Source organism: Alishewanella longhuensis (assembly GCF_014653435.1).
GTDB classification, from domain to species: domain Bacteria; phylum Pseudomonadota; class Gammaproteobacteria; order Enterobacterales; family Alteromonadaceae; genus Alishewanella; species Alishewanella longhuensis.
Genome location: NZ_BNAO01000001.1, coordinates 117871 through 139694, shown reverse-complemented (window position 1 = coordinate 139694; position 21824 = coordinate 117871). Strand labels below are relative to the sequence as shown.

At 46.2% G+C, this 21824-nt stretch carries 13 protein-coding genes; 6 read left to right on the top strand and 7 right to left on the bottom strand.

Annotated elements, in window-relative coordinates; genetic code table 11:
- Positions 1 to 10: 10 nt before the first annotated feature.
- Complete coding sequence (locus IE163_RS00570) at positions 11 to 1114, top strand: NADH:flavin oxidoreductase/NADH oxidase (RefSeq protein WP_189429183.1); 1104 nt, start codon at positions 11 to 13, stop codon at positions 1112 to 1114.
- Positions 1115 to 1163: 49 nt separating this feature from the next.
- Here the strand turns inward: IE163_RS00570 and IE163_RS00565 are convergent, their stop codons facing one another.
- On the bottom strand, positions 1164 to 2996 hold the full coding sequence (locus IE163_RS00565) for an alpha/beta hydrolase (RefSeq protein ID WP_189429182.1): 1833 nt from the start codon (positions 2994 to 2996) through the stop codon (positions 1164 to 1166).
- A 127-nt stretch (positions 2997 to 3123) separates the two neighbouring features.
- On the opposite strand from IE163_RS00565, the gene IE163_RS00560 reads away from it, so the two are divergent.
- Positions 3124 to 5142: a winged helix-turn-helix domain-containing protein gene (locus IE163_RS00560; protein ID WP_189429181.1), complete on the top strand. Its 2019-nt coding sequence runs from the start codon at positions 3124 to 3126 to the stop codon at positions 5140 to 5142.
- 3 nt (positions 5143 to 5145) lie between these two features.
- On the opposite strand, the gene IE163_RS00555 is transcribed toward IE163_RS00560, so the two are convergent.
- From IE163_RS00555 to IE163_RS00545, 3 genes are read right to left on the bottom strand one after another with little or no spacing between them, the layout of a single operon-like run.
- Positions 5146 to 6150: a LacI family DNA-binding transcriptional regulator gene (locus tag IE163_RS00555; protein ID WP_189429180.1), complete on the bottom strand. Its 1005-nt coding sequence runs from the start codon at positions 6148 to 6150 to the stop codon at positions 5146 to 5148.
- 33 nt (positions 6151 to 6183) lie between these two features.
- Complete coding sequence (locus tag IE163_RS00550) at positions 6184 to 7521, bottom strand: glycoside-pentoside-hexuronide (GPH):cation symporter (RefSeq protein ID WP_189429179.1); 1338 nt, start codon at positions 7519 to 7521, stop codon at positions 6184 to 6186.
- Between the two features lie 28 nt (positions 7522 to 7549).
- A complete protein-coding gene (locus IE163_RS00545) occupies positions 7550 to 8890 on the bottom strand; it encodes a GH1 family beta-glucosidase (RefSeq protein WP_189429178.1) in 1341 nt (446 codons plus the stop codon).
- 148 nt (positions 8891 to 9038) lie between these two features.
- On the opposite strand from IE163_RS00545, the gene IE163_RS00540 reads away from it, so the two are divergent.
- Together IE163_RS00540 and IE163_RS00535 are read left to right on the top strand one after the other, a co-directional pair.
- Positions 9039 to 10310 (top strand): sugar MFS transporter, encoded by a 1272-nt coding sequence (locus IE163_RS00540; RefSeq protein ID WP_189429177.1) that lies wholly within the window; start codon positions 9039 to 9041, stop codon positions 10308 to 10310.
- A gap of 4 nt (positions 10311 to 10314) precedes the next feature.
- The gene (locus tag IE163_RS00535) at positions 10315 to 12828 is read left to right on the top strand and encodes a glycoside hydrolase family 3 protein (protein WP_189429176.1); all 2514 of its coding nucleotides are present in this window, start codon (positions 10315 to 10317) and stop codon (positions 12826 to 12828) included.
- A gap of 157 nt (positions 12829 to 12985) precedes the next feature.
- Here IE163_RS00535 and IE163_RS00530 read toward each other — a convergent pair whose 3' ends face one another.
- Together IE163_RS00530 and IE163_RS00525 are read right to left on the bottom strand one after the other, a co-directional pair.
- On the bottom strand, positions 12986 to 14218 hold the full coding sequence (locus IE163_RS00530; protein ID WP_189429175.1) for an amidohydrolase family protein: 1233 nt from the start codon (positions 14216 to 14218) through the stop codon (positions 12986 to 12988).
- Positions 14211 to 15236 carry a serine hydrolase domain-containing protein gene (locus IE163_RS00525; RefSeq protein WP_189429174.1) on the bottom strand — a complete coding sequence of 342 codons (1026 nt, stop codon included), beginning with the start codon at positions 15234 to 15236 and terminating at the stop codon, positions 14211 to 14213. Before IE163_RS00525 ends, IE163_RS00530 begins: the two co-directional genes overlap by 8 nt.
- Before the next feature lie 713 nt (positions 15237 to 15949).
- Between IE163_RS00525 and IE163_RS00520 the strand changes: the two genes are divergently transcribed.
- Positions 15950 to 16945, top strand: coding sequence for an alpha/beta hydrolase family protein (locus IE163_RS00520; protein WP_189429173.1), 996 nt, complete (start codon positions 15950 to 15952; stop codon positions 16943 to 16945).
- Between the two features lie 163 nt (positions 16946 to 17108).
- Here the strand turns inward: IE163_RS00520 and IE163_RS00515 are convergent, their stop codons facing one another.
- Positions 17109 to 18539, bottom strand: a complete 1431-nt coding sequence (locus IE163_RS00515; RefSeq protein WP_189429172.1) for a winged helix-turn-helix domain-containing protein — start codon at positions 18537 to 18539, stop codon at positions 17109 to 17111.
- A gap of 422 nt (positions 18540 to 18961) precedes the next feature.
- Between IE163_RS00515 and IE163_RS00510 the strand changes: the two genes are divergently transcribed.
- Positions 18962 to 21787 carry a TonB-dependent receptor plug domain-containing protein gene (locus tag IE163_RS00510; RefSeq protein WP_189429171.1) on the top strand — a complete coding sequence of 942 codons (2826 nt, stop codon included), beginning with the start codon at positions 18962 to 18964 and terminating at the stop codon, positions 21785 to 21787.
- Positions 21788 to 21824: the final 37 nt, after the last annotated feature.

The window sequence follows — 21824 nt, the reverse complement described above, 5'->3', positions numbered from 1 at the left end:
AGGAAATACTATGAGCGCCTTATTTAGCCCCTTTAATTTAAAAAGCGTGACTCTGCGTAACCGCATTGCCATTCCTCCCATGTGCCAGTACAGCGCCGTTGATGGCTTTACTACCGACTGGCATTTAGCGCACTACACCGCATTAGCGCGTGGCGGTGCTGGTTTAGTCATTGTTGAAGCTACCGGCGTTGCCGCGGAAGGACGCATTACCCCGGGCTGTACCGGTCTATGGCAAGACGAGCAGCAAGCCGGCATGGCAGCCATTGCCAAAGCCATTAAAGACGCGGGCAGTGTACCGGGCATTCAGCTCGCCCATGCTGGCCGTAAGGCCAGTGCCAATAAACCCTGGGAAGGCGATGATCATATTGCCGCTGACGATAGCCGTGGCTGGCAAACCATCGCGCCTTCGGCAATTGCCTTTGGCCATCATTTACCCAAAGTGCCAGAGGCCATGACCATTGCCGATATCAAGCGCGTGCAAGCCGCTTATGTCGCCGCAGCAAAACGGGCTCTGGCCGCTGGCTTTGAATGGTTAGAATTACACTTTGCCCATGGCTACTTGGCGCAAAGCTTCTTCTCCAAACATAGTAACCAACGTACGGACGAATACGGCGGTGACCTTGCAGGTCGTAGCCGCTTTATCTTAGAAACACTTGCTGCAGTACGTGCAGTATGGCCAGAACATCTGCCGTTAACGGCACGTTTTGGTGTGATTGAATTTGACGGCAACGACGAGCAAACGCTGCAAGAGTCGATTGAGCTAACACGGCAAATGAAAGCGTTGGGGCTGGATATGCTAAATGTTAGCGTCGGCTTTACTATCGCCGAAACCACTATTCCCTGGGGCCCTGCATTTTTAGGCCCAATCGCCCAGCAAATAAAACAGCAAGCCGAGTTACCGGTCGCCTCCTCCTGGGGCATAGATACTCCGCAACTGGCCGAAAATGCGGTGGCCAGCGGTCAGATGGATTTAGTGATGATAGGCCGGGCGCATTTAGCTAACCCGCATTGGAGTTATCAGGCAGCGCAGCAGCTGCAAAAACCTGAAGCAGCCTGGGTACTACCGGCACCTTATGCACATTGGTTAGCACGTTACAAACCGAACGCCAGTTAACCTTAAGCCTTGGCTGCTGCCCGGCGCAGCAGCCAACCACTAAGCCAATTTAGGGCAGTTGCAACTGCTGCAATAGGGTATCGAGTGCCCGTTTTATTTGTTCTGGCTGCTGGAACATCAACAAATGGTCGGCATCCTGTAGTGCTATATACTGGCCATGCGACAATTCAGCCTGCAACCGACTCCATTCGCTACCTTCTTGCAGCCATAACAACAGGCTTTCAGCGTTTTCTGGATCTGCAGCAATATCGGCTTTTTCAAAATCGGTATCAATTACCGATACCGGAATTGCTGTTAGCCACGCTAACTGGGCATAGGCGTCTAAATCGGCCGCATAACTGGCAATTTCTCTGGCCCGCCCTTGCTGGTGTCCCGTAAGTAAACGTTGCTGACTAGCAAGATCAAAATAGGACCAATCCATCAGCGACTGATACTGTGCCGGCACTAATTGCTGCACCTGCTCCCGCTCCAGCTGCAGCTTGGCTAAGGTCCGCTCAGTCCAGCCGCCATTGGCTAAATGCGGTAATAAGGCCGGCAAATTGGCCTGATACCAATCTGCCGGATACCCTTTATACAAGCTTAGCGAATGTGGCAGCGGAATGTCGGGATCGATCCAGAGCATCGCCTTAATATCAAAGGCGTTGGCATAGTCTTCATAAAATAATCGGGCGCTGATGCTGGCACTGGAAAATGCTACCAGTATCACTTGCTGCTCCTGCAACTGCTGCAACACAGCGGCCAGATCATGGGCAAAGCGCCGGTAAGAAGGCGTTTCGATGCTGTCACTCCAGCCATTGCTTAACCTGTCAATCACATGCACGCGATGGTGTTTCGCTAGCAACGGCTGCAATAAGGCAAACCAGGCACTGTCACTATGATAGTTAGTGTTGGGTCCAGCCATTAAGATGATAGCAGGGCCATTATGTTGTTGCCCCATAGAGCGCACGTGAAATGCCTGCTGCTCCACCCTCACTCTGGCCGAGCCAACCGGTAAGGTAGGCTCAGTTAAACCAGCAAAAAAACTCAGGATCTCTTTTGAGCTATCAAAGGCCTTAAAGCTCCAAAAGTGTCCACCCTGAGTAATTGCATAAAGCTCGGCTTTTTGTGCACCGTTACTATAAGCGGTCAGCTCTACCTGACCTTCTGCCAGGGTTTTACGAATGGGTAAGGCCGGACTTTTATTTAAACGAGCAAATAAAGCGATGGCAGCTTCTGCGGAAATTAAACCAAAATTAGCATGATCATAGCCGTTATAGGGTAAAACATTATCCTGCTTGCCCATCGCCATCATAATAGAAACGGGTTGAGTGGGCTTACAACTGGCTGCCAGCTGAACCGACATCGGTGCCGCCACCACTGCCACCGCTTTAAAAACCTCGCTGCGATTACAGGCTAAATTTTGGCTAAACAGCGCCCCCTGCGAAAACCCAGCCGCATAAACTTCCCCCGGCATTAACCTATAGCGAAGGGCAATATCGGCAATAACCTGGTCGACAAAACCTAAATCATCGGCGCCAAGTCGATGGGCGATATTACAATCACATCCTTCATTCCATTCCACCTGCTCAGATTGCGGATAGGCCACAATATAGTCGCTCGACAGTGTTTCAAAAGCCGCTAACTGCTGCATGCCTGCGCTGTCGCCGCCTGAGCCATGAAACACCAATAATAATTTGTAGGTTCGTTCGCTTTGAAAATCTTTCGGTAATGCCAGTAAATAGCTGCGCGTTCCCAGTTTTACCTGAGTACCAACCGGCACCTCACCCCTTGGATTATCGTGGTGCTCCTGATAATTATTGTCACTGCTGCTACCACAGTTGCTTAAGATGAATACTAACGGCAGGCATGTAAACCAGATGCACAACCGATAAAAATATTGCATAGTAACCTCCACTTCATTAAGTCGGTTACCAGCATAGGTAGCGGCCTGAACAGACAACAGCAGCTAAGCTGATTTTTATATGATGAAAAGCTTACGATCAGCGTAAAGCGCACAGGGACCCGTGTTAATGAGCAATACCGAGGTAAAATATTGGCGTATAGGGGCAGTGATTTTTGACTGCAGCCGCAGAGAGTTGCGCTGTGGTGAGCAACGCTTTTATCTGGAACCCAAACTCTTTGCCTTATTGCAGCTGTTACTCACAAGCGAACAGCAGCAGGTAAGCCGCGAACAACTTATTGCTGAAGTATGGCAAGGTCGGGTCGTTGGCGAAGGCGCCATTAACCGGGTGATCTCGTTACTCCGTAAAGGCTTTGCCAGCCTGGATACCACAGAACATTATATAGAAACCCTACCGAAAGTTGGCTACCGTTTAGCCGCTAAGGTTTGTGTCCTGAGCGCACTCCCAGACACCGGCCGCAACAGCGCCCGCAGTCGCAGCTACACCTTACCTATCTTAGCCGGATTACTTATGGTAGCCGTTCTACTGGGCTGGCATGCGACTCGCGCCAGCCCAAACTGGCTAAAGATTCACTCAGCGCCAGCGGCGATTACGCATTTAGCCGGGGCCGAGTTTGGGATCAGTAACAGCGCAGAGGCTTTGTTGTTTCATCATCTGGATACTAATAATTTTAGTCAGCTCTGGCTATTAGCGGACGGCCAACCAACCCCTTTAACACAGGAACCTCAGCAACACAGAGGTGGACAACTCAGCCACGATGGCTCTCAGGTTGTGTTCGCAGTCTATAAAGAAAACAGCTGCCAGATTCAACACCTAAACCTGAGGACTAACCAGCAGCAGGCGTTATTTGCTTGCCCGGCAGATAGTGCCTTTCAAGCAAGCTGGCTGGCAGATAATAGTGGCTTTTACTACCGGCAACGCCGCGACAAAACCCAGCCTTATGCCTTATACCGCTATAGCATTGCTACCGGGCAGCAACAACAGCTTACCGCGCCTGCGACCGATAATCTGCCTGGTGAGCTATTATTGGCGGCTGCACCGTTTAGCCTGCTAGCAGATACGTCACCCCGTGTAGCACAACTGCGCTATATCAATCAGCATCATACCGAACTCAGTCTTTTACAAGGGCCGCATTGGCAGGCTACCATCACACAACAACTGCCCTTTAACGTCAGTCATATGCTTTGGGTAAGGGACGATCTGCTGTTGCTTAGCAGTGACAAGATGTTGTATCAATACCATCTGCCCAGTGCAACCTTACAGCCGTTGTATCAAGCCACACACAGCATTAATTCATTCGCTGTGCGGGACCAGCATTTATTTATCGCCGAACAACAGCTAAATACCACGATCTGGCGCTACGACAATACCAGTGGTATCACAGAGCCAGTGGTGCGCGGGCAAGGCATCAATTCAATGCCTCGGGTGAGTTTAGATGAGCAGCAGCTGTTCTTTCTGAGTAACCGTTCTGGCCACTATCAAATTTGGCAACAACAACCTATTAGCCAGCCAAAGATGCTCACTGAGCTCCCGGTAAGCAGCACCTTTACCCGCTTAAGTCTGGACAGTGATCAGCAAAGTCTGGTTTTTAGCCAGGACGGCGCTGTGTATCAGGTCACGCTACCCGATGCTAACTTACAGCAAATACTGCCAAGTTCCGCCAAAGCCAATGTGGTGAATTTACATAGCAATAGCCTGATCTTTAGCAGCGATCGTAGCGGCGATTGGCAATTATGGCGCTATGATCTTGTTAGTACGGCTTTAGAGCAACTGACAAGCAACGGTGGATACAGTGGCATAGTGCACAACAATCAATTGTATTACAGCCGCTACCATCAAGCTGGCTTATGGCAAAAAGACCTGACATCAGGCCAAGAGCAATTGTTGCTCGCCGATTTCGACATCATCAATTGGTTAAATTGGCAGCTGGTTAATGAGGCTATTTATTATTTTCAACCGCAGTCGGGTATTTGGCGCTATCCGCTAACCAAGGAGCCCGCCGAACTGCTGCTGCCGATTAGCCGTGACTTTGTGCATCATTTTAGTGTTAGCGCCCACGGCATTTACTTTGTTCGCCGCAACGAAACACAGGGTAATATCCTGCTGCTGCAGCTAAGCGATGAGTAAGCTCTAAAGGTTACTGGCGACAACCGAATCGCGCACAATTAAATGCGGCTCAAACAATTGCTGCACCTTGATATTGTTGCATTGGTACACCTCGCGTAGCACCCAGCGCGCGGCCATTTTGCCCATAGCACTGATCGGGTAATCGATGGTAGAAAGCTTAGGATAGGTGTAATAAGCAAAATTAACATTATCAAAACCCACTACCGAGAAATGATCTGGCACAGCCAAGCCCTGCTCGCGGGCTGCAGTTAGCGCACCAGAGGCCATTTCATCGTTGGCACAAACAACAGCAGTAAAGGGTAGTTTGGTCGCAAGCAAGGCGCTTAGTCCGTCACTGCCGCCAGTTTCCCGAAAGTCACCTTCAAAAAATAACTTAGGATTAGCTTGCAGCTGATATTCAGCCAGTGCGCGCTGGTGCCCCTGATAACGTGCCTTAGCATCGGTTTTCCACATAGGACCGGCAATATAAGCAATTTGCCGATGCCCTTGCTGCAATAAATGCTGCGTCGCAAGATAGCCGCCAAGCTCATTATTTAAACTAATACAACGCTCGGCAATCGCCGGTATATGCCGGTTTAATAACACAAAAGGCGTTTCTGCCGCAGCAAGTTCAATTAAATACTGATCAGACACCGCCTCTACGTGCAAAATCAGCGCATCACAATTACGGCTTTTTAAAAATTCGATACCTTCTTGCTCGGTTGCCAGGTCACTGTGACCTGCCGTGATAATCACATGCTTGCCCGCTGCCCGAAACTCCGCTTCGATACCGGTAAGCATTTCACCGTAAAAAGGACCATGCAGCTCAGACACCAAAATACCAATACTATTTGAGCGATTTGAAGCTAACGATTGGGCAATACTATTCGGCCGGTAGCCTAGTTGCTCCATGGCCGCCAACACCTTTTTGCGGGTGGATTCGCGTACCGGCGTATTGTTATTGATCACTCTGGATACCGTTGCCAGCGATACACCAGCCAATTCCGATACCTCATAAATAGTCGCCATCTGTGTTTTAGATCCTTGTTAAATCACACTGCATTATACTGGTTTTGCCTGACGCTCTGCCAATTCATTAGCAATTTGTTGCACCTTGCCCTGCGTTAGTGGATAACGCGCCATCACCATCGCCACCAATACCGACGCCAAAGCGGGTAGCAAGGTAAAGCACAATAAAATACCTTGTTGGGTTTCTATCGTTTGTACCATATTGGGTTGGTACTGATAATAAGCCAATAACCAGCCAGCAAAGGCACCGCCCAGCGCTAAACCAAGCTTAATAAAAAAGACCACCGAAGAATACACCAAACCGGTCACTCTCATGCCACTTTGCCACTGGCCGTAATCGACCACATCTGCCATCTTCGCCCATAATATGGGTGTGGCCATTTGTAAAAAGAAACACCAGGCAAAATGCATAGCGGTTGCCAGCCAAAGTTGATCGGGTTGTACCAAAAAGCCCGCCGCGCATATGACTGCAGCAATGAGCTGTAAAGCGATATAGGCTTTTAACTTGTCGACGCGGGCGGCAACAAACTGTGCACTGGCGCAGCCTAAAATATTGCCGATCATACCAATGGTCATAAAGGTGGTAACAAAATCATCCTGTTGCAGGTAGTACTTTACGTAGTAGATGGCCAGGGTATTGCGCAGCACCATGCCAATTAGCAGCAGCAAAGCCGCTAAGCTTAGCACCCGCCAGGCGTTGTTTTGCCATAGGGTTTGTAAGCCACTTTTGAGCGTTAATGTTTGGTTCGGGGGGCAGGCTACCCGCTCACGGGTGCCTAAAAAGCACAGGACAAATAGCACCACACCCAACAAACTCATCGCGGCAATGGTCAACTGGTAACCTTTCGCCTGATCGCCTTGCCCAAACCACGCCACCAAAGGCAAGGTGCAGGCAGTCACTAATAAGCCGCCCAGCATACCAAATACAAAACGATAAGATTGCACCGACACCCGCTCGTTAGGATCGGCCGTTAAGGCCCCGCCCAACGCAGAATACGGGATATTAATAGCGGTATAAGCCAGCATCAGTAAGGTATAGGTAGTAAAGGCATACCAGACTTTACCGGTTGGGGTTAAATCGGGTGTGGTAAAGGCCAAGACACTTATTAAGCCAAATGGCAGCGCCAGATACAGTAAATAGGGCCGATATTGGCCAAAGCGGCTTTGGGTTTTATCGGCCAGGGCGCCCATTAGCGGATCGGTAATCGCATCCACAATACGCACCACCAAAAACAGCGTGCCTACTACAGCTGGCGAAATACCAAAGATATCGGTATAAAAAAACGTTAGAAATAACATCACCGTTTGAAAGATGATGTTACTGGCGGTATCCCCAAGGCCGTAGGCCACTTTCTCTTTTTTTGTCAGCATTATTGCTTACCCTGTTGCGGTATCTTTATTATTTTTTAAAGCGGTTACGCCACAACGCTTGCAAAGCTAAACCACTGGCTTTAATGGTGCGTTGCTGACTTTGGTAATCAACATACACTATGCCAAAACGTTTCGCATAGCCTTCGGCCCATTCAAAGTTATCTAACAAACTCCAGGCAAAGTAACCGCGCACATCCACCCCAGCGCGAATGGCAGCATCCGTAGCCAATAAATGCTGTTGGTAATAAGCCAAACGATCAGCGTCTGCCACTTTACCCTGCTGTAGAGTATCCACCATAGCAGCGCCATTTTCGGTAATATAGATGGGAGGTAAAGCATAACGCTGCAGCAACTGCACTAACATCTCTGTTAAGCCTTGTGGGTAAATCTCCCAGCCCATATCGGTTAGGGGCGTGATGCTGGGTTTAACATCAGAAAACCAACCATCTTCGCGGGCAGTGAATACGGTACGGGTATAATAATTTACCCCTAAAAAGTCCAGCGGCTGGGCAATAATGGCTAAATCGCCGGCCTCAGTGCGCGGTAAATCAGTAGTCGCTAACTGCCCACTTAAATCGGGGTAGCAGCCTTCAAGTAACGGCTGTAAGTACCAGTGATTATGATACTGATCGGCTAATTTCGCTGCCCTGCGATCCGCCTCGCTGTCACTCGCGGCAAAGCAAGGACTAAAGTTTAAAACAATACCGGTGAGTGCCGTAGGGCAATTACGGCGTAATACCGGCATGGCTAAGCCATGCGCCAGTAATAAGTGATGCGCCGCCTGCCGGCCGGCCTGACGGTTTTGCTCGCCAGGTGCATGAATACCCGCCTCATAACCAAGATAGGCGCTGCAAAAAGGCTCGTTTAAAGTGGCATAGGAATACACCCGATCACCAAAAGCCTTACTAACTACCTCAGCATAGTCGGCAAAACGATAGGCCGTATCACGGTTTAGCCAACCACCTTTATCTTGCAAATACTGTGGCAAATCCCAGTGATAGAGGGTGACATAAGCTTTGATATTACGCGCGCGTAATTCGTCTAGTAAGCCAATATAAAATGCTAAACCTTGTTCGTTTACCGAGCCATCAGCTCGAATGACCCGCCCCCAGGCAATGGAAAAACGATAGGCATCTACCCCTAAACTGGCAATCAATGCAATATCTTCGCGCCAGCGGTTAAAGTGATCACAGGCTACCAGTCCATTAGAGCCATCTTTTATCCGGCCAGGTTCGGCACAAAAGGTATCCCAAATGCAGGGTTCACGTTCTGCTGCCGCACCTTCAATTTGAAAAGCCGCGGTGGCAACACCAAAAGTAAAGCTTTGCTGCAGTAGCGCAGAGTCTGTCGGTAATAAGATTGGTTTCATATCAATGTTCTTTTGCCTTGTTCTTGTGCCCAGATGCTGAAAAATATTGCGATCAGCTGTCAGTATGCTATAAATGAAAGCGCTTACATTAATACTAGACGCGGCTTGCACGAACGTCAATTAAAACAGAAATGACAGGGGAACCGAGATGGCATCAATACCTATTACCTCGCCGGTGGCTGGCGAACAACCAGGCGGACCAAATAATTATCGCTTTGCGCTCACCGCGCTCACCTCACTATTTTTTATGTGGGGCTTTATTACCTGCCTTAATGACATTTTGATCCCCTACCTAAAACTACTGTTCGATTTAAACTATACCCAAGCCATGCTGATCCAATTTTGCTTTTTCAGCGCCTACTTTGTGGTGTCGGTACCGGCAGGCATGCTGGTTAGCCGTATTGGCTATAAATCGGGCATTGTCACCGGCCTGCTGATTGCCGGTGCCGGCTGTTTACTCTTCGTGCCAGCTGCCGCTATGCATGTGTATGGGATGTTTTTATTCGCACTCTTTGTCTTAGCGTCTGGCATTACCATTTTACAGGTCGCGGCTAACCCCTACGTGAGCGTGATGGGCAAGCCGGAAACGGCTTCTAGCCGCTTGACCATGACTCAGGCCTTTAACTCTTTAGGCACTACCGTAGCGCCGTTTTTTGGTGCCTGGCTAATTTTTGGCGGCATGAATGCGCCACAACCGGTGGCGGGTGAAATTACCGAGTCCACAGTGCAAATTCCCTATTTAATTCTGGCAGCCAGTTTAATCGTACTGGCCATTATCTTTGCCTGGTTAAAATTACCGGCCATGGGTAAAAAAGATGCCTCAGAGGCGCTGCCGATAGGCGGTGAAGCCTGGAAACAACGGCATTTGGTATTGGGCGCTTTAGGTATTTTTGTTTATGTGGGTGCCGAAGTTGGTATTGGTAGCTTTTTAGCTATTTATCTGTCGATGCCGGAAATTGGTGGAATGACAGCCGCCGCCGCTTCGCATTATATTTCCTGGTATTTTGGTGGCGCCATGGTGGGCCGCTTTATTGGCGCTGCGGTAATGCAGAAGCTGAACCCAGGCAAAGTATTAGCCTTTAATGCCTTGATGGCGGTATTGCTGCTGGCGCTGACTATTCTGTCTTCTGGCAAGCTGGCTATGTGGTCTTTATTGCTGGTCGGTTTATGTAACTCTATTATGTTCCCTACTATTTTTAGTTTAGCCATTGCTGGCCTGAAGCAATACACCAGCCAGGGCTCTGGCATTTTATGTCTGGCCATTGTGGGGGGCGCTATTCTGCCATTACTGCAAGGCATGCTGGCCGATCAAATTGGTGTGCAGCTGGCATTTATCCTGCCATTAGTCTGTTATTTGTATATTGCCTTTTATGGTTTAAAAGGCTGCATCCCGCAAGCAACTATTACTTCAAAGGAATAAGCGGATGAGATTAAAGAAAACCGTTATGGCCATGATTATTTCAGCAAGCACTTTTACGCTAGGTAGCTGCGGTAAGGCGCCGGAGCCAGTAAGCCAAGCTTCTGTGTGGCCGGTATTGCAACTGCCGGTTAAGCAAGAGCCGGCGATGGAGCAAGCCATTTCCGAGCTATTAGCCAAAATGACGCTGGAGCAAAAAATTGCCCAGATGATCCAACCGGAAATCCGCGATATCACGGTAGAGGATATGCGCAAATATGGTTTTGGCTCTTACTTAAATGGTGGCGGTGCCTTTCCGAATGATAACAAGTACGCCACCCCCGCCGATTGGATAGCCTTAGCCGAAGCCATGTATCAGGCGTCGATGGATGCCAGCTTAGATGGTATTGCTATTCCTACTATGTGGGGTACCGATGCGGTACATGGTCATAATAATGTAATTGGCGCGACCATTTTCCCACACAATATCGGTTTAGGGGCAGCGAATAACCCGGCATTAATTGAACAAATTGCTGAAGCCACTGCGCGCGAAGTAATGGCAACCGGTATTGACTGGGTCTTTGCGCCCACCGTTGCCGTAGTGCGTGATGATCGCTGGGGCCGCACCTACGAGAGTTACTCAGAGAACCCACAAATTGTGCACGACTACGCGGCGGCCATAGTTCGTGGCTTACAAGGCGCGGCAGATCAAGATTTTTTAAGTGAGCGTCGGGTTATCAGCACAGTAAAACACTTTGTTGGCGATGGCGGTACTACCGGTGGTGTTGACCAGGGCAATACCGAAGTCAGTGAAGCTGAGTTATTTGAAATTCATGCCCAGGGTTACGTCGGTGGCTTGCAAGCCGGCGCCCAGACGGTAATGGCTTCTTTTAACAGCTGGAATGGCAGTAAAATTCATGGCGATCGTTATCTGTTAACCGATGTACTGAAAGATCGCATGGGCTTTGATGGCTTTGTAGTGGGCGATTGGAATGGCCACGGGCAAATTCCCGGCTGTACCAACGATAATTGCGTCCAGGCCGCCAATGCCGGCTTAGATGTGTATATGGTGCCCACCGCCGCCTGGAAACCGCTGTATTACAACCTGATTGAACAAGTAAAACAGGGCGCCATCCCGGAAGAGCGCATTAACGATGCAGTACGCCGTATTTTGCGGGTGAAAAAACGCGCAGGCCTGTTTGAAAAACCCAGCCCGGCAAAGCGGCCCTTAGCGGGCAGAACCGAGCTGATTGGTGCAGCTGAACACCGGGCCGTAGCGCGTGATGCCGTGCGCCAATCGCTGGTGCTGCTAAAAAATAATCAGCAATTACTGCCACTAAATCCGCAGCAGCGTATTTTGGTAACCGGGCCAGGTGCCGATAATATTGGTCAACAAGCCGGTGGCTGGACTATTAGTTGGCAGGGTACGGGCAATACCAATGCCGACTTCCCTGGCGGCACCTCCATTTATGGCGGTATTGCCCGCCAGGTACGAGCCGCAGGCGGTAGCGTAGAGCTATCAAACGATGGCAGCTTTAACGAAAAACCCGATGTGGCCATTGTCGTTTTCGGTGAAGAACCTTACGCCGAAGGTAATGGCGACTTGGATAATCTGGAATTCCAGCGCGGTAATAAAGCCGATCTGGCCTTGCTGCAACAGCTAAAAGCCCAGGGGATCCCAGTAGTGTCGCTATTTATTAGCGGCCGGCCGATGTGGGTTAACCCCGAGCTAAATGCCTCGGATGCCTTCGTTGCAGTATGGCTACCGGGTAGCGAAGGCGAAGGCGTCGCCGATGTCATTCTGCGCGACAGTACAGGTGCCATTCAACACGACTTTACCGGTAAACTGTCTTTCTCCTGGCCAGCCACACCGCAGCAAGCAACTGTGAATATGGGTGATGCCAATTATCAACCGTTATTGCCCTATGGCTTTGGCTTGCGCTACGGCGAAGCAGACCAACTACCGGGTACTTTATCGGAAGACAGTGGCGATGCCGCAGGCAGCGCTGAGCAAGTGATTTTTGAACGCGCACCGCGCTCGCCCTGGCAATTACAATTGTTAAGCGACAACGAGCGTATCGCAGTAACCAGCAGCGTGCAGGAGTTTGGCGCTATCCGTAGCCGTACCTTTGATAATCAGGTGCAGGAAGATGCCCGTCGTTTTGAATTCAGTGGTACGGCCAATGCGGGCTTTAGCTTTAGCAGCACCTTCCCCAGAGATTTACGCACCTTTGTCGGCGCTGAAAGCCAACTCGCGGTGAAGTTAATGCGTAATGGCCCGGTACCCGATAGTGTGCTGTTAGGGATGAACTGCGGTGCTGAGTGTCAGGCCAGCCAGAATATTGCTGCTGCACTGGCAGCCATGCCGGAAGGCGAGTGGCAAACGCTGCAGATCAGCTTAAGCTGCCTGCAAGAGCAAGGCCTTAACCTAACGCAGGTATTAAACGTCTTTACTATTCAAAGCGAGGGCGCACTTAACCTGAGCCTGGCTGATGCCCGCCTGCTGGCGACTAGCACTGCAACCGCGCTGGCTTGCCAGTAAGCAGCTTAGGAATAAGGCGCCTAACAGCGCCTTATTCCTTTCCAAAACAAATGCTTAACTTCAGCGCTATAACGATTTACTCTTACTCTGAAATATTAGAGCCCTTAGAGGAATCATAGTCATACAGATTAAAATGCTCAAAAGTAAAATGACGCTATCAGTTCTCAAGTAGCTCGCCCTTAGCTACTTTTAGTTGAATTTGTTCAAATGCATTCAATCCAAGCAAGGGATTTACTGCCAAAACCAGAAAATCTGCTTGATATCCCTCAATAAGTTTACCAAGCTTTTCGTCAGGCCATATAGCCTGAACTGTAGCCGTAACGGCCATGTGTAATAGTTCTTCTCTGGAAAAGACGCCCAAACTCTCAAGATAGTACAGCTCGGAACGAACATCACTATCAAATCTATCAGAGCCTACTAGAATTGGCACTCCCGCAGCTTTAAGACGCTGAAGATTGGATTTCTGGATAGAAATGATCTCTTCTTTTCTTTCCGGAGTGTGGTTGAATAACGCCGTTACCCCAGCCGTTGCAATTACTTTAGTGCCAGATTGACCAGCTAACGCAATCACTTCTTTATCTAGCAAATAAGTGTCGGCTCTGTATGACTCTGGCCAGTTATAACCTGGTAAATGCGCAATAATATCCACTCCTGCTTTTACTGCAAGTGCAAAATCAGCAGCTGAATCGACATGGGCGGCGACTCGTAGCCCATTTTCATGTAAAAATGCGGTAAGTGGCGATATGACTTCAGGTTTTAGCCCGTTAATCCCAAAAAATCTTTTATTTCCCCGACGACTTTCATCTTCGCTATTAACTAACATCAGCTTCACGATATCAGGGCGAGACGCCTCAATCAAAGGCCATTTTAGTAAAATATCATCAATATCATCGATCACAATGTAAGATTTATCATATATTTCAATCGGTAACGGCACAGGCTGCCCCTCCTCTACCGTCAATGCCATGCGTAACGGATGGCCATCAGAACTTGAGATACATGCACTAGCAAAAGCTACCTTAAGGTTTGTAGATGCCAGAATATTCCGACTAGCCTCAGTGGCATCTTTATTTCCGCACATCATCAAGCCGTAGAAGATCCCAGATTGAATATACTGGTTACTAAAGCGCTCCGCCAACCAGGGATTCTGTAGGTTATGATTATGTGCCTCCGCCAGCGGCGGTACTACAAAGCCTCCACGTAAATCTACTACTTTGCTGATACTTGCGCTCGGATGCTTAACAAAGACACTATTCTCAACATACATTGTTTGCTTAACAAAATGGGAATCTTGGTACCAGTGACCATTAATAAAAGCAGTAGCGGCATTAACTTTATCACTCGAAAAAAACATGATCACAAGCAAAGTAGAGAGAAGCATTTTAATCATGTACAACTTCCTTGATTGATTGCGATGCAAGTATTACTTGAGCAAGTTCTATCATTAAAGGCTTAAACTCTTTGAATTCAACTTCTGAAAAATTGTAATGTTCTGGACGTCTTAGCTGACGAACACCAATCAGTTTCAGCTCAGGAACCACCATGATGTATTGGCCAAGATACCCTTGAGCATAATACAACCAATATGTTTGACCATTTGGAGCAAAGAACGATTGGCGCCACCATAGCAACCCTAAGTTCTCTCTTAATGGCTGGCTCTGACCTAGCATTTCCTCAACGTAAGCTTGGGTTACCAACGGCTCTCCTTGCCACAGTCCAAAATCAGCTACCAATTGGCCGAGCTTCACCACATCAGACGCTTTGAGCTCTAATCCAGCCATTGCATGTGGATTACCGGCGGCATCATAGTAAAATTTATACTCGGTAATCTCTAAAGGGGTAAACAACTCTTGTACTAAAAACTTGTCCATCCGCATACCAGATGCTCTCATAATTACGCCAGCAAGCAAATTTACAGCCTTATTATTATATCTGGCAGCAGCACCTGGCTCGTCAGATAACTCAGCGGCGAGTGCTAGTTGAATGACGTCCGGACTAGGATAAATTTCTTCACCAGCATTATTTACATTCTGCAGGCCAGATGTGTGGTTAAGCAAATGCCTAACCGTAATTTCGGCTTTGCGACCTTGCCTCCACTCTGGATAAAAATGATGCACCGGTATATCTAATGAAGATAGCTGCTCGTTAATTAATAACCTACCTATCGCCAATGCAACAATTGATTTATAAGCTGACATGAGCTCTATTGGCTGCTCTACTTCCGATAACTTGTATGATAGTAATGGCTTACCATCACGAACAACGAATACCCTATCAGACTTCTGCTCTATGGCTTTAACTTCAATTTTCTGCAACAAGTTTGTCACTTCACCTTGCGAAGCTAGGAGAGTGGCCGAATGAAAATTCATCAAAATTAAGCCAAATACTATTAATGTCTTTAAATTCATAGAAATCTTCCGTCATACTTAATTAGTCGTAATTGTTATCCTAGTACTTTCGCGCCCGTAACCCGTAATTAAAATTTATTAATTTTAATTACGGGCAAAATCAATTTGCCTTGGAGTATTGGTCAGGCGATTTTAAAAACGATATAACTAACAAGACCTTAGTGAACAGGTGGTATGTTTATAAAGAGGAAATCATCTGGCAGCCGAAAGTGTATCTCGTTTAAATCGGATGTTTTGAAATAGCTGACTAGCTTTTTCAATAGGAGTAAGACGACTAATCACCAACGAAGAACTGACCAATCTCGGGATCAATTTGCCGTTTTTGTCGATACGACAGATATCTGACGTACATTAGCTGCCACGCTCTTGCGTAATTTAATTCATTTCAATTAGCGAAATTCATGGTTAGCGTTAGTCAGCAGGTGAATCAAGGCCAGCTCATTAAACTTTGTGATTTTTCAGATCACTCCAAAGATCCCACGCTGTATTTCATGCCTTAAAAAACACCTAACACATTAAATTATATAACTATCTATCAAAATTGAGAATTATGACGCGTTAATTAAAGGTGATTTGATGAGAGGTTAATTTTTATTAAATTCCATAAAATGCAGATTTAACTTGTGATCAACTCAGGCAGTGAGACATCCTCAAAATCACAAGTGTTACCTCGAATTAGATTTTATATTACCAAGTAAATCAGGAGAACGACGATGTTAAAGAAACTCTTGCTTATTTTGATACTGATTGTTTTTATCATGCTGCTTATATTGGCATCAACCATGGCTAAAGCTAACAGTTACCCACTCGACATTGTGCAACAAAACTTTAAAGCACAAAGCGACGGCCTTGCGTTAGATGGATATATTTTACGAAATCGACATATAACTAAACCTCAACCAATAATAGTGTTTGTGGTGGGTTCAGGTGTAGGTTCAACTATGGCCAATTACAAACGTACAACTGAATTTTTTTTCGATAATCAGTTGTTGGAACAAGGATTTGCCATTGCTTATTTTGACAAAAGAGGCCTTGGCGCCTCAGAGGGCGTTTGGTACACAACCACCTTTGAACAACGTGCATTGGACGCGCGCAACGTTGCCCTGCATATTCGTGATTACGACTTTGTTGACCCCGAAAGAATATTTATCGTTGGCCACAGTCAAGGCGGCTGGATTGTACAAATTGCTTTGGCAGAGTATCCCGAGATTTTTGCTGGTGGAATAAGTATGGCAGGCCCAACTTTTAGTGTCAGAAAACAGATGATAAATGATGCAGCCAGCAAAATCGCCTGTGAAGATGGTTTAGACGAGATAGCCGCCTTCAAAAAAGCCAGCCGAAAAGTGCAAAGAGATCTGTTTTTTATTTCATTAGTTGGCTGGAAAGGCAACCTGCGACAACTTAATTTAATAAAGGATTTCGATCCAGAGTCTTATCTAAAAAGCATTAACAAACCTCTGCTTATGTTGTTTGGGGAAAATGACCCTTTAGTCAGTGTACGTTTAAGCCTTGAAGCCCTGGACCGTATTTTCTCAGGGAATTTACCGCAGAATTTCGAATACTTTATTGGAGCGGGGGAGGAGCACTCCTTTAAAATTGCTCCAAAGTGTTTCCAGGGGAAGTGGAGTGAACTCGCATTCTCTGAATCAACAAGACAAAAAATAAGTGAGTGGCTCAATGTACAAGCCAGCATTAACTTAAAACACTAGCATTAAGGTAGATAAACTTATAAGAATACCTGCAGATCTAAAGCTAAATGCGATATCTTTTAAGGACCAAAACTCAGGAATCGGAATTGGCAGGCAAGTTACCTTCAACGGTCCGACAAAAGAGGAAGTGAAACAAACGTTATTGTTTAATTTAAAAACATCTCTAATCATTAAGCATTTTTATCCAGCTTTCAAAAGGCTTACTATTATGTATCGAGGTATAAATTTGGTCATAACCCGCCCATAACAGAGGCAGCTGCCTCTGTTTGACTGCCTGCTCAAAATAATGTTCTGCAGTTGGATCTTCAGCAACAAGCGCGTATCTTGCCCAAGACAAGGGTGGTAAATAATGTCCAATATCACCATCAAACTTAACATCCAGCAAGTATTGGTATACAGCTTTCAATCCAGAGGAATTAAAGATCTCTCTTACTGTAATAACATGTGGCATTCCTTTGTCCGTATTCTCCAGCAACCATAATAATGACTTGAATCCCTCCTCATCATAACCAAGCTGTTGACTAATCCTTACAGCAGAACAATGCCATGGGTATGAGTCAATTTCAGTCTGTTTAATACGTTGCAGCTCTAACCACCCCCTTTCTGGCTTGCCGCTTAATTGATATACCCATGCCAAACCCGGAAACGCAAATAGGTTAGGCATCTTTAACCTGACCTGAGCGGCTAGCTCAAAAACCTGGTCAAACTTACCTTGTGCTACCAACAATTCACTATACTGAATAATATAGCGCGGATCTTCTTTCAGGCTAATAGCCTTTAGCAGGTGCGACTCTGCGGTAGAGAAATCCAATTTATGCCAAAAATATAAGTTGCCGAGCCAATACCAAGCGTCAGCATTTGTTTTATCGTACTCAAGCGTTTTTTTTAGTAATGCACTTAGCTCATCAAAATGCTTGATGCGCTCTCCAATCCAAGGTCCCAAAAGCTCAATTTTTAACTTAGCCAAATACCAATAGGCAAGAGTCTGCTCAGGATTACGTTGCAGTTCACTATGCCAAGCTTGAATAAGAACTGCTAAATCGTCTATGTCCGCGTTCTCTGAATTGGCAATCAACTGCTCAAGTTCTGAAACATTTGCGCTTTGCTCAATAGGGAGCGCTTGAGAAGCTTGGTTGTAGTGGCCAAAGTTGAGGATAAACCAAGCTGCAATGAAAACGACAATACAGGTCGAAAAAATGGGGAGCAAAAGATTAAACTTGTCAGCTCTCAAAACTTTCTCTAAGGGCGCCTGCGCTACGCTTGCAACAAACTGATAACCCTTGCCAGGTATTGTTTTGATCACCTCGGGTTGTTTAGAGTTGTCAGAGAAATGTTTACGTAACTTACTTACAGCTACGGTAAGATTCTCGTCATTAACAACCTTTCCTGGCCAATTATCTTTTAATAACTGCTCTTTAGAAAGAATTTGTTGCTGGTTAGTTATAAAGTAAACTAATAGTACAACCAGTTGATGCTCAAGCTCATAAGAACGTTCGTCACTATTGTGCTTTAGTAAGTTACGCTTTGGATCAAAATGCCAACTGTCATTAATGATAAAACTTATTAAATCGCTGTATTTTTCTTCAGAACTCATCAAAACTATACCTAGCTTTCGTTATCTTAAGCATCGTGATCAATTTTTAGGAACCGCTGCTTTATACACTATTCATTATAATTAGTTTAGCGGCTTTTTCGACCAAGCACCCAACTTCGCAATCAAAACCATCCCGTTCAAACCTCATTTACAGGCTTTAGTCTCTATTTTTATTACACTCAAATAAAAGTAGCTACCTAATAATTACGTTTTTAAAAACGATAGAAACACCCTTTATTAATTTCAATAAAATGACTAACTGTCACCACAGCCAGCAGCCCAGTTAAAGCCCCTGCCGAATATCATCACTTTAATTGCATTGGCGTCAAATCAATGGAAGGCAAGCGCGAGTATGAAATATGCTCGATTTGGAGAGATTAGCTCTTCAAAAAATAACAAACATATCAATCCAAGGAGAGAAAATGAAGGTTAACAAAGTTACTACCAATCTTCGTTCAATACTATACGCATTACCTCTAACAGTAATTGGCACTTCCGCTATTGCAAACGAGTCAACGGAAGCTCGAAATGTTGAAAGAATTGAAGTTACAGGCTCCCGTATAAAAAGGATAGGCGAACTGTCCCCTTCACCTGTTACAGTAATTACTGGTGATAGTTTAGTAGAAGCTGGCGTCGTGAACGTTGCAGATCTCCTACACAAAATGCCTTCTACCTTAGTGGGTTTATCGCCAGAAACAAGTAACAATTTTATTTTTGCCAGTGGTTTAAATACTACAGATTTACGAGGTTTGGGAGAAAGTAGGACTTTAGTACTCGTCAATGGCCGACGGTTTGTTGCTGGCGCACCAGGCTCATCAGCAGTTGACCTAAACAATATACCCACTGCGATTATTGAACGGGTTGAAATTACCACTGGCGGAGCTTCGGCAGTTTATGGTTCAGATGCAGTTGCTGGTGTGGTAAATATCATTACAAAAAAATCCTATGATGGTGTTACGGTCGATCTTTCAACCAGCAGACCTTCCCAAAAAGGCGGTGAAGAGGAATATGCTTCATTTACTTTTGGTTCGTCAGCAGGTAAAGCAAGCTTTATTAGTAATCTGAGCTTCGCCCGGCAAAAACAAATTAGCTTTATGGACCGAGACTTTCTGCGTGACGCACCTATCGTTGTTCGCAATACAAGTAATATTATCGGTGAGCCGGCTCAGATATTTTGGGGGCTGGGCCGCCAAGTTCGCCCAGGGTTCACAAATACTGGCTCTTTCGTTTCAAATGGTAAACGATATACGTTTGATGCTTCAGGAAAAGTAAGAGAACAAATTCTGGGAGAAGAGCTACCTACGCTACCAAGCGGTCACAAAGATTATTTGGGTGGCGAGGGATATAACTTTGCTGAAGTCTCATTTATGCGAACTCCGTTAGATCGTATTAATTTTGTTAGCAATATGAATTACGAGCTTAGCAATGCCCACCAGTTAACTATGGAAGTAAACTATTCCAGAACTAAAGCATATGGAGAAAGCTCGCCGGCCTTCCTTGGCTTTTCGTTAAAAGCTGATAATGCTTTTTTATCGCCTGAAGCTGCTGAACTGGTAAGAAACGCAAACGAAGATGCCAGCGTAAGTGTCGGTTATCTAGCAAACGATTTTGGCAATAGGCAATATTTTCAGGAACGCACTCTTGCCAGGTTTGCTCTTGGTTTAGAAGGTGAAATCTCAGAGAATTGGAACTATCAAACCTATATTACAAGCGGACATGTACAAGCTGATTCGATTTGGAAAGGAGAAATGTTTGAGCAACGTTTCTACCAGGCGGTTGACGCAATAAAAAATTCCGATGGCGAAATCGTTTGTCGCGATGCTACAGCCAGAGCTAATGGTTGCGTACCATTAAATGTCTTTGGCCGGGAGCTTTACGACCAAAGAGCATATGATTGGGTTTCTACTGATGCTATCAGACGCTCCTCAATCCAACAACATGTTGCTGGTATAAGTGTCAGCGGCGATATTCTGGAGTTACCTGCAGGATGGCTATCATCGGCACTAAGCGCAGAATACCGTAAGGAAATTGCAAGCACCCTGCCAGATCCTGCGATGCGTTCAGGTCAATTATTTAATAATAAGTCGGATCCGCTGTATGGAAAGTTTGACGTCAGCGAATTATCTGCTGAATTTTCAGTCCCACTGATCTCAGATATAGTGTTGGCCAAAAATGTTACTCTGGAAGTCGCTGGTCGCTATATGGACTACTCTGTTACCGGAAGTGATACAGCTTGGAAACTTGGTCTTAACTGGGAGGTTTATGATGACCTGAGAGTGCGTTTGAATAAATCTAAATCTGTTAGAGCCCCGAATATTGGGGAGCTGTTTAACCCACCAGGACAAACATTCCGGCGGCTAGTTGATCCATGTGCGGTAAGCAGTCGCGCAGGTTTAAATGAAACCTACCGGCAGAATATCCTTAATAACTGTGCAGCACAGGGAATCCCCGAAGACTTTGAGCCTACAGCCGATTGGTTTAGCTCAACAAGGCCAGGTTTTATTATCGGCAATACTGAGTTAAGCAATGAAGTAGCAAAAGATATTACCGTTGGCTTTGTATTTACTCCAAGCACAGTAAAAGGCTTGAGTTTAACTATGGATTACTGGGCTTTTGATATGTCTGACGTCATTAACCGCTTCCAAGGCCCTGATGTCGTCAACTATTGTTACCAGTCTTCCAGCCTCGATAATCCGTTTTGCCCTCTTATTGAACGAGATCCAGAGACTTTTGATATCATTAATTATTTCGAAAAACCAATAAATTCAGCACTTAGCAAAACAGCGGGTGTTGATACAGAGTTGAACTACCGTTTTGATACAGATATTGGCGCTTTTGGTTTTAGAATGATTTCAACTTATCTGCAAACACGTAAGTTTAATGCTACTGGTTTTGCAGAGGATGAAGTAGATAATACAGGCGAGCAACTAAGACCTCGTTGGAAACATCGATTCATCACGGATTACAGTTTCGGCAATCTAAGTGCGGCATTAACGGTAAACCATCGTTCTGCTTCGGTGTTAAGTAATAGATGGACTCCGAATCAGAACAATTTCAATGATGTTCCCTCATACACAACCTTTGATCTAACATCGCGTTACCGATACAGCGATGCATTGGAGTTACGCTTGGGACTGCTCAATATGTTTGATAAAACACCGCCGCGTCGCCCCTTTATGTATAACCAAGGTGGCGCGTATGACATGATTGGTCAACGTTTAACAGTGGGTATCAGTTACGATTTCTAATTAATGACATGTTAGTTAACTATGCTGTCATTTCTGG

What these genes read in the sequence shown, in the direction of transcription:
- IE163_RS00570 (WP_189429183.1), top strand. Translation starts at nt 11, where the DNA reads ATGAGCGCCTTATTTAGCCCCTTTAATTTAAAAAGCGTGACTCTGCGT.
- IE163_RS00565 (WP_189429182.1), bottom strand. Translation starts at nt 2,996, where the DNA reads ATGCAATATTTTTATCGGTTGTGCATCTGGTTTACATGCCTGCCGTTA.
- IE163_RS00560 (WP_189429181.1), top strand. Translation starts at nt 3,124, where the DNA reads ATGAGCAATACCGAGGTAAAATATTGGCGTATAGGGGCAGTGATTTTT.
- IE163_RS00555 (WP_189429180.1), bottom strand. Translation starts at nt 6,150, where the DNA reads ATGGCGACTATTTATGAGGTATCGGAATTGGCTGGTGTATCGCTGGCA.
- IE163_RS00550 (WP_189429179.1), bottom strand. Translation starts at nt 7,521, where the DNA reads ATGCTGACAAAAAAAGAGAAAGTGGCCTACGGCCTTGGGGATACCGCC.
- IE163_RS00545 (WP_189429178.1), bottom strand. Translation starts at nt 8,890, where the DNA reads ATGAAACCAATCTTATTACCGACAGACTCTGCGCTACTGCAGCAAAGC.
- IE163_RS00540 (WP_189429177.1), top strand. Translation starts at nt 9,039, where the DNA reads ATGGCATCAATACCTATTACCTCGCCGGTGGCTGGCGAACAACCAGGC.
- IE163_RS00535 (WP_189429176.1), top strand. Translation starts at nt 10,315, where the DNA reads ATGAGATTAAAGAAAACCGTTATGGCCATGATTATTTCAGCAAGCACT.
- IE163_RS00530 (WP_189429175.1), bottom strand. Translation starts at nt 14,218, where the DNA reads ATGATTAAAATGCTTCTCTCTACTTTGCTTGTGATCATGTTTTTTTCG.
- IE163_RS00525 (WP_189429174.1), bottom strand. Translation starts at nt 15,236, where the DNA reads ATGAATTTAAAGACATTAATAGTATTTGGCTTAATTTTGATGAATTTT.
- IE163_RS00520 (WP_189429173.1), top strand. Translation starts at nt 15,950, where the DNA reads ATGTTAAAGAAACTCTTGCTTATTTTGATACTGATTGTTTTTATCATG.
- IE163_RS00515 (WP_189429172.1), bottom strand. Translation starts at nt 18,539, where the DNA reads ATGAGTTCTGAAGAAAAATACAGCGATTTAATAAGTTTTATCATTAAT.
- IE163_RS00510 (WP_189429171.1), top strand. Translation starts at nt 18,962, where the DNA reads ATGAAGGTTAACAAAGTTACTACCAATCTTCGTTCAATACTATACGCA.